Consider the following 7312-nt stretch of genomic DNA (forward strand, 5'->3'; position numbering starts at 1 on the left):
CGCGGGCCGCCGGGCGGCCCGCGCGGCGCGGCAGCCGGAGGTGATCGGCGAGCTGACGGCCGGGCTGCTCGCCGGGCCGGCCGCGCTGTGGCTGCTCGGACGGCACACCTTCGACCAGCTCGTGCCGGGCGACGTGCTGGCGGACCTGAAGCTCGCGACCGAGACCGGGCTCGTGCTGTTCCTGAGCGGCCTGACGCACAAGCTGCGGATCGGCGAGCCGCGCCCGGACCGGCGGGCGGTCGGCTGGGTCGCGGCCGGGTCGCTGCTGCCCGCGCAGGCGGCGGGCTGGCTGCTGGCCGGGTGGGTGCTGTGGCGGGGCTCCCCCGCGGTGCGCGGCGACGCCCCGGCGCTCGCGCTGGCACTGATGATCGCGGTGACGCTGTCGGTCACGGCCGTCCCGGTGCTGGCGCGCGTCCTCACCGACCGGGGCATGGCCGACACCGAGGTCGGGCGGCTCTCGCTGACCGCCTCGATCGTGATCGACGGCGCGTGCTGGCTGCTGCTGGCGGTCGCGATCGGGCTCGGCTCGGGCTCGCCGGAGCGGTTCGCGCGGGCGATGGCCGTGCTGGCGTGCGGCGCGGGCGCGGCGGTGCTGCTGCGGCTGGTGCTGCGCACGCGCGGCCCGGACGCGCTGTCGCGCCGCGTCCCGTGGCTGGCGGCGCTGCTGATCAGCGTGGTCGCGGTGACGCTGGGGTTCACCATGGAGCGGCTCGGCATGACGGCGATCATCGGGGCGGCGCTGGCCGGGCTGGCCGTGCCCGCGACCGAGGCGTGGAGCACGGCGCTGCGCTCGGTCACCGCGATCGGGCGGGTCATGGTCCCGGTGTTCTTCGTGCTCGGCGGCCTGAAGGTGCTGGGGTCGGGGTTCGGCGCGGTGTCGGTCGCGCTGATCGTCCCGGCGGTCCTGCTCGGCATCGCGGGCAAGACGCTCGGCGGCTACCTCGGCGCGCGGCTCGGCGACCGGACGCGCTGGGACGCGATGCGGATCGGGGCGCTGATGAACACCCGCGGGCTGACCGAGCTGATCGTCCTCCAGGCCGGGTACAGCGCCGGGATCCTCACCACGCCGCTGTTCCTGGCGCTGGTGGTGATGGCGCTGGTCACGACCGCGATGACCGGCCCGGCGCTGGGGATCATCGACCGCGCCGAGATGCGGCGGCGGCCGGTGGACGCGCCGGAGACCGTGCCGTCCGTCCAGGAGTGAGACCGGAACGGAGGCGGCGGCGCGTCCCCCCGGACGCACCGCCGCCTCCGTCGTTCAACGGGCGGCGCCGTTCAGCGGGTGGTGTTGCGGCAGGCGCCGTTCAGCGGGTGACGCGGACGGGCAGGGACGTCACGCCGGTCGTGTCGGGGGCGGCCATGAACGCGGGCGGCTTGTCGGGATCGGTGCGGATCTCCGGGAAGCGGTCGAGCAGCCGGCCGAGCGCGATCCGGCCCTCCATCCGGGCCAGCGGCGCGCCCAGGCAGAAGTGGATGCCGCGGCCGAACCCGAGCTGCGGGTTCGGCGACCGGGACGGCTCGAACGCCATCGGGTCGGGGAACACGCGGGCGTCCCGGTTGGCCGCGCCGAACCACACCAGGACCATCTTCCCCGGCGTGAGCCGCTTCCCGCCGAGCTCGATGTCGGCGGCCGTCGCCCGGTAGGTCGCCGCGACCGGGCTGAGGTAGCGCAGCGACTCCTCCACCAGGCCCGGCATGAGCGACCGGTCCGCGCGGACCCGCGCCGCGACCTCCGGGAAGTGGTCCAGCGCCAGCACCGTGTTGCCGATCAGCATCGTGGTCGACAGGTACCCGGCGATGAGCAGCATCTTCGCGAAGTTGACGATGTGGTTGTCGGTGAGGCGCCGCCCGTTCAGCTCGGCCGCGATGAGCCCGCCGAGCAGGTCGTCGCGCGGCGCCCTGCGGCACTCGGCGACGTGGTCGCGCAGGTAGTCGAGCATGCGCCGCATGTGGTCCATGGCCGCGCCGAACGTGGCCTCCTGGTCCTCGGCGCTGTCGGCGAGGGACAGGTCGCCCATCTCCTCGACCATGCCCGTCATCCAGCGCTCGAACAGGTGCCGGTCGGACGCCGGGATGCCGAGCAGCTCGGTCACGACCGTCACCGGCAGCGGGTAGGCGAGCGCGCTCATCAGGTCGAACTCGTCCTGGCCGTCCACCGCGTCGAGCAGCTCGCGGGCGAGGGCGTCGATGCGCGGCTCCAGGTCCGCGACGACCCTCGGGGTGAACGCGCGGGCGGCGAGCTTGCGCAGCGCGCCGTGGTCGGGCGGGTCGGTCTGGAGCAGGTCGCCCTCGGTGTAGGACTCCTCGGCGCCCATCGGCACCAGCTTGATCGTCTCGGACGAGAACGCGTCCGGACGGCTGAGCGCCTCCAGCACCTCGGCGTGGCCGCAGATGTGCCAGGCGTCCATCTCCTCGTCGAACCGCACCGGCTCCTCGACCGGGCGGCCGTACAGCCAGTACTGGTCCGGGTGGATGCCCCACCGCTCGGCCAGCGACGCCATCAGGCGCGCTCCCCCGCCGCGGCGTCGGCGGCCATCGCCTCGCGGAGGCTGCGCGGACGCATGTCGGTCCAGTTCTCCTCCACGTACGCCAGGCACGCGGCGCGGCCGTCCGGGCCGAACACGGCCCGCCAGCCGTCCGGGACGGGCGCGAAGGTCGGCCACAGCGAGTGCTGCTCCTCGTCGTTCACCAGGACCTGGAACTCGCCGTCCTCGGCGTCGAAGGGGTTGGTGCTCATGGTCGGACTCCGTTTCCTAGCTCGTGGGCAAGCCGTGCCCCGATGGAGCGGGTGATCTCGCCGCTGCGCGCGGCGACGTTCGACAGCAGCGAGGACGACAGTCCGTGCGTGTGCTCGGTGCCGCCCTGCAGGTAGATGCCGCAGTGCAGGTCGGGGTCGGTGACCAGGCGGTAGTCGCGGTCCACCCGGACCCGCCCGTCGGCCTCGCGCAGGCACTGCCCGGCCAGCTCGCCGAGCACGCCCGAGGGGTCCATGGGGTCGTAGCCGGTGGCGCAGACCAGCACGTCCACGTCCAGGTCGTAGCAGTCCTCGCGGGCGGTGGAGTACACCGTGACGCGGGTGTCGCCCATCACCGACTTGACGGCCGCGACCCGCGACAGCGGGACGAAGTCCAGCCGCTCCGCGCCGGACACCTCGTCGTCGTAGGCGCGCCGGTACAGGTCGCGGATGACCTCGTCGTCCACCACCGAGTAGTTGGTGTTCTTGTGGTAGCGCCAGAACGCGTCCCGGGCGCGCGGCGAGCCGTGGAAGTAGTGGTCCACGGCGTCCGGGTCGAACACCTGGTTCGCGAACGGGGTGCTGTCGGCGATCGAGTACCCGTAGGACGGCACGATCGCGTGGACGCGGGCGTCCGGCAGCGCGTCGTAGAGGAACCGGACGATCTCGGCGGCGCTCTGCCCGGCGCCGGCGACCGCGACCCGGCGCAGCCCGGCGGGGTCGCGCTCGCGGAACCGGTCCAGGAACTCCGAGCTGTGCCAGACCGACTCGTCCCGGTCGATCCCGCCGGGCATCCGGGGCACCAGGCCGGTCGAGATGACCAGGTTGCGGGCCTGCACCGGGCGGACGCCGCCGGGCGCGGACGCGTCCCGCACCTCGACCAGGACGCGGTCGACCGGCCCGTGCGTCCCGGCGGGGGCGCGGACCGCGACGACCTCCGCGCCGTACCGCACGTGCGGGCGCAGCTTCGCCTCGGCCCACTCCAGGTAGTCGTGGAACTCGCGGCGGGTCGGGAAGAAGTCCTGGTTGTTGACGAACCGGGAGAGCCGCCCCGACTCGTGCAGGTAGCTGACGAAGCCGAACGCCGACCTCGGGTTGCGGAAGGTGACCAGGTCCTTGAGGAACGAGACCTGCATCCGCGCCGACGGCACCATCATGCCGGGGTGCCAGCTCAGCCGGGGGCGCCGTTCGAAGAACACGGCCGACAGGTCCGCCGCCTCCTCCGCCAGGGCGATCGCGAGCGACAGGTTCGCCGGGCCGAACCCGACGCCCACCACGTCGTAGGTTTCCATCTCCTGCAGGTCCACGGGGGGCCGTCCCTTCGTCCTGTCGTCCGGTCGGCGCGCCGTCACGCGCCGGTGAGGTGGAGGCCGATGATCCGGCAGATCTCGGCGGCGGGACCGGGCAGGTAGAGGTCCTCGTGCGGACCGCGCACGGTGTGCCGGCGGATCTCGCCGCGCACGTGCGGCCGCCACCGCGCCGCGGACGTCGCGCCGCCCGCCCCGGTCGTCCCGTCCGGCTCCCCGCCCCGGTCCGCGCCGTCCGGGACGGCGTTGACCAGCAGCACGTCGCCCCGGAACACCGGGGAGGCGTAGTCCGCCATCAGCCGGGCGTGATTGACGATCACCGACACGGCGTGCGCGACGAAGGCGTCGGGGTCGCCGGGACCCGCCAGGGTGACCAGGTGCTCGGCGAAGTGGTCGCGGACGGCCCGCTCGGTGGGCAGGCCGAGCGCGACCAGGTCGCCCGCCGGGGCGCAGTCGAGCAGCGCCAGCAGCCCCACCTCGCGTCCGCGCGCCTGGAGCTCGGCCGCGACGGCGTGCGCGAGCGTCCCGCCGACCGACAGCCCGACCAGGTGGTACGGGCCGTCCGGCTGGACGGCGAGGATCTCGTCGGCGTAGTCGGCGACCATCTCCCGGACCGAGCCGGGCAGCCGGTCCGAGCCGTCCATGCCCTTGGCCTGGATGCCGTACACCGGGCGGTCCTGCGGGAGCCGTCCCGCGAAGCCCTGGTAGGGCCAGCACAGCCCGCCGCCGGGATGGACGAACCAGACCGGCTCGCGGTCGCCCTCCGCGCGGATCGGCAGGACGGGCCCGAACGGGTCGACCTCCTCGGCGGACACGCCGCCCGCCTCCAGCACCGCCGCGAGGTCGGCGACGGTCCGGGCGCGCAGCACCGCGCGGATCGGGACGTCCACGCCGAGCACCACCCGGATCCGGTTGACGAGCCGGGTCGCGGCCAGCGAGTGCCCGCCGAGGTCGTGGAACCCGTCGTCCAGGCCGACCTCCGGGACGTCGAGCGTCTCGGCGAGCAGCGCGCACAGGATGCGCTCGCCGGGCGTCCGCGGCGGCCGGCCCCGGCCGGGCCGGTCCGGGAGGACGTCGGGCAGCGCCTGCCGGTCGGGTTTGCCGTTCGGGGTCAGCGGGATCTCGTCCACCACCGCGAGCGTCGCCGGGACCATGTACTCCGGCAGCCGGTCGGCGAGGTGGGCGCGCAGCGCGGCGACCAGGTCCCCGCCCGCGCCGGACGCGGTCGGCATGACGTACCCGACCAGGCCCCGGTCGGTGGCGCTGTCCCGCCCCTCCCGGACGACCACGACCGCGCGCTCCACCCGCGGGTGCTCCAGCAGCGCCGCCTCGACCTCGCCGAGTTCGATCCGCAGTCCGCGCACCTTGACCTGGTCGTCCACCCGGCCGCGGAACACCAGACTGCCGTCGGGTGTCCAGGCCGCGAGGTCGCCGGTCCGGTACATGCGCTCGCCGGGAGGGCCGAACGGGCAGGGCGTGAAGCGCTCGGCGGTGAGCGCGGCGCGGCCGGTGTAGCCGCGCGCCACGCCGGGCCCGGCCACGTACAGCTCGCCGACCACGCCGGGCCGGACGGGACGCAGCGCGCCGTCCAGCACGTACACGCGGGAGCCGGGGATCGGCCGCCCGATCGGCGGGACGCCCTCGTCGCCGGTGAGCGGGTCGCTCATCACCGTCGCGGCGGTGGTCTCGGTCTGCCCGTAGATGTTGACCATCCGGCGGCCGGGCGCCCAGCGCGCGACCAGCTCCGGCGGGATCGGCTCGCCGCCGGTCGCCAGCGACTCCACGGTCGGCATCGAGCCGGGCGGCACCAGGCCGAGGACGCCGAGCGGGAACATCATGTGGGTGACCCGGTGCGCGGTGATCGTCGCGGCCAGCACCGGCCCCGGGACGAGGTCGGCGGCGTCCGCGACGACCAGCGTCGCGCCGGTCATCAGGGTCGTGAAGATCTCGCACAGCGATACGTCGAACGTCGGCGACACCTGCTGGAGCATGCGGCTCGCGGGGGTGACCGCGAGGCGTTCGGCGTGCGCCGCGACGATCGTCGCGATGCCGCGGTGCGAGACCGCGACGCCCTTGGGCCGGCCCGTCGACCCGGACGTGTAGAAGACGTAGGCCAGGTTGTCCGGGTGGACGGGGACGCGCACGGCGATGTCGCCGGCCTCGGGGAACGGCTCGTCCACGCGCAGTGTGGGGACGAACGCGCCGCTCATGGCCTCGACGGTCGTCCCGTCCACGACGGCGAGCCGAGCGCCGGAGTCCTTCAGCAGGTAGGCGACGCGGCGCTGCGGGTGGCCGGCGTCGACCGGCAGGTAGGCGCCGCCCGCGCGGGCGATCGCCAGCAGCGCGACGACCAGGTCCGGCGAGCGGCGCAGCGCGACCGCCACCACCGACTCGGGCCGGACACCGCGCCGGACCAGCTCGCCCGCGAGGCGGTCCACGCGCGCGTCGAGGTCCTTGTAGGTCAGCTCGGACGCGCCGAACACGACCGCGACCGCGTCGGGGGCGGCGGCGACACGCGCGGCGAACAGCTCGGAGATGGTCCGCGGTTCGATCGCGTCCGCCTCATACTCCGTTTCGGCCGGCGCGGCCTGGTCGGGCTGCGCGGGCCGTCGGGGTTCGGGGGCGGTGGCGAGGCCGTCGAGGGAGCCGACGGGGACGTCCGGGTCCTCGGCGACCGCGCGCAGGACGCGGGCCAGCCGGGCGGCGATCGCGGCGACCGTGCCGGCGTCGAACGCGGCCTCCAGGTACTCCACGACGACCCTCAGGTCCGGGTCGGCCCCGGCCGCGACACCGAGCGGGAAGTGGGTGCCGTTCGGCGAGGTCGCGCCGGTGACGGCCAGGCCGTCCGCGCGCCCGGCGTCGTCCAGCGGGAACGACTCGAAGATCGTCGCGGTGTCGAACAGCACCGGCAGCCCGACCGCGCGCTGGATGTCGGTCAGCGCGTGGTGGTGGTGGTCGAGCAGCGCGGTCTGCCGCTCCTGCAGCCCGGTCAGGACGGTCCGGAGGGTGTCCCACGGGGTGAACCTGACCCGCACCGGCAGCGTGTTCACGAACAGCCCGACCATGGACGGCGCGCCCGGCACGGCGGGCGGGCGCCCCGACACCGTCGTGCCGAACACCACGTCGTCGCGCCCGGTCAGCCCGGCCAGGGTGATCCCCCACGCGGCCTGGACGAGCGTGCTGGAGGTGATCCCGAGTTCGGCCGCCCGGCGGGGCAGCGCGGCGGCGAGGTCCGCGGTGAGCGGGACCTCGGCGCGGCGCGCGCCGCTCC

General features: G+C 75.0%; 5 protein-coding genes. 1 reads left to right on the forward strand and 4 read right to left on the reverse strand.

All coding sequences use genetic code 11. The annotated features are described in order from the left end of the window. Positions 1 to 1204 (forward strand): cation:proton antiporter (locus DZF91_RS31075; protein ID WP_117360641.1); only part of this gene is annotated, 1204 nt, incomplete at its 5' end. Between the two features lie 100 nt (positions 1205 to 1304). Here the strand turns inward: DZF91_RS31075 and DZF91_RS31080 are convergent. From DZF91_RS31080 to DZF91_RS31095, 4 genes are all read right to left on the reverse strand, one after another. Beyond that, positions 1305 to 2501, reverse strand: coding sequence for a cytochrome P450 (locus DZF91_RS31080; RefSeq protein ID WP_117360642.1), 1197 nt, complete (start codon positions 2499 to 2501; stop codon positions 1305 to 1307). Beyond that, on the reverse strand, positions 2501 to 2737 hold the full coding sequence (locus DZF91_RS31085; RefSeq protein WP_117360643.1) for an MbtH family protein: 237 nt from the start codon (positions 2735 to 2737) through the stop codon (positions 2501 to 2503). The genes DZF91_RS31080 and DZF91_RS31085 overlap by 1 nt, the downstream gene beginning before the upstream one ends. Beyond that, positions 2734 to 4041 (reverse strand): lysine N(6)-hydroxylase/L-ornithine N(5)-oxygenase family protein, encoded by a 1308-nt coding sequence (locus DZF91_RS31090; RefSeq protein ID WP_235834686.1) that lies wholly within the window; start codon positions 4039 to 4041, stop codon positions 2734 to 2736. Before DZF91_RS31090 ends, DZF91_RS31085 begins: the two co-directional genes overlap by 4 nt. Before the next feature lie 41 nt (positions 4042 to 4082). Continuing rightward, positions 4083 to 7312 (reverse strand): non-ribosomal peptide synthetase (locus DZF91_RS31095; protein ID WP_117360644.1); only part of this gene is annotated, 3230 nt, incomplete at its 5' end.

This window comes from Actinomadura logoneensis (genome assembly GCF_003428695.1).
Taxonomy (GTDB): domain Bacteria; phylum Actinomycetota; class Actinomycetes; order Streptosporangiales; family Streptosporangiaceae; genus Spirillospora; species Spirillospora logoneensis.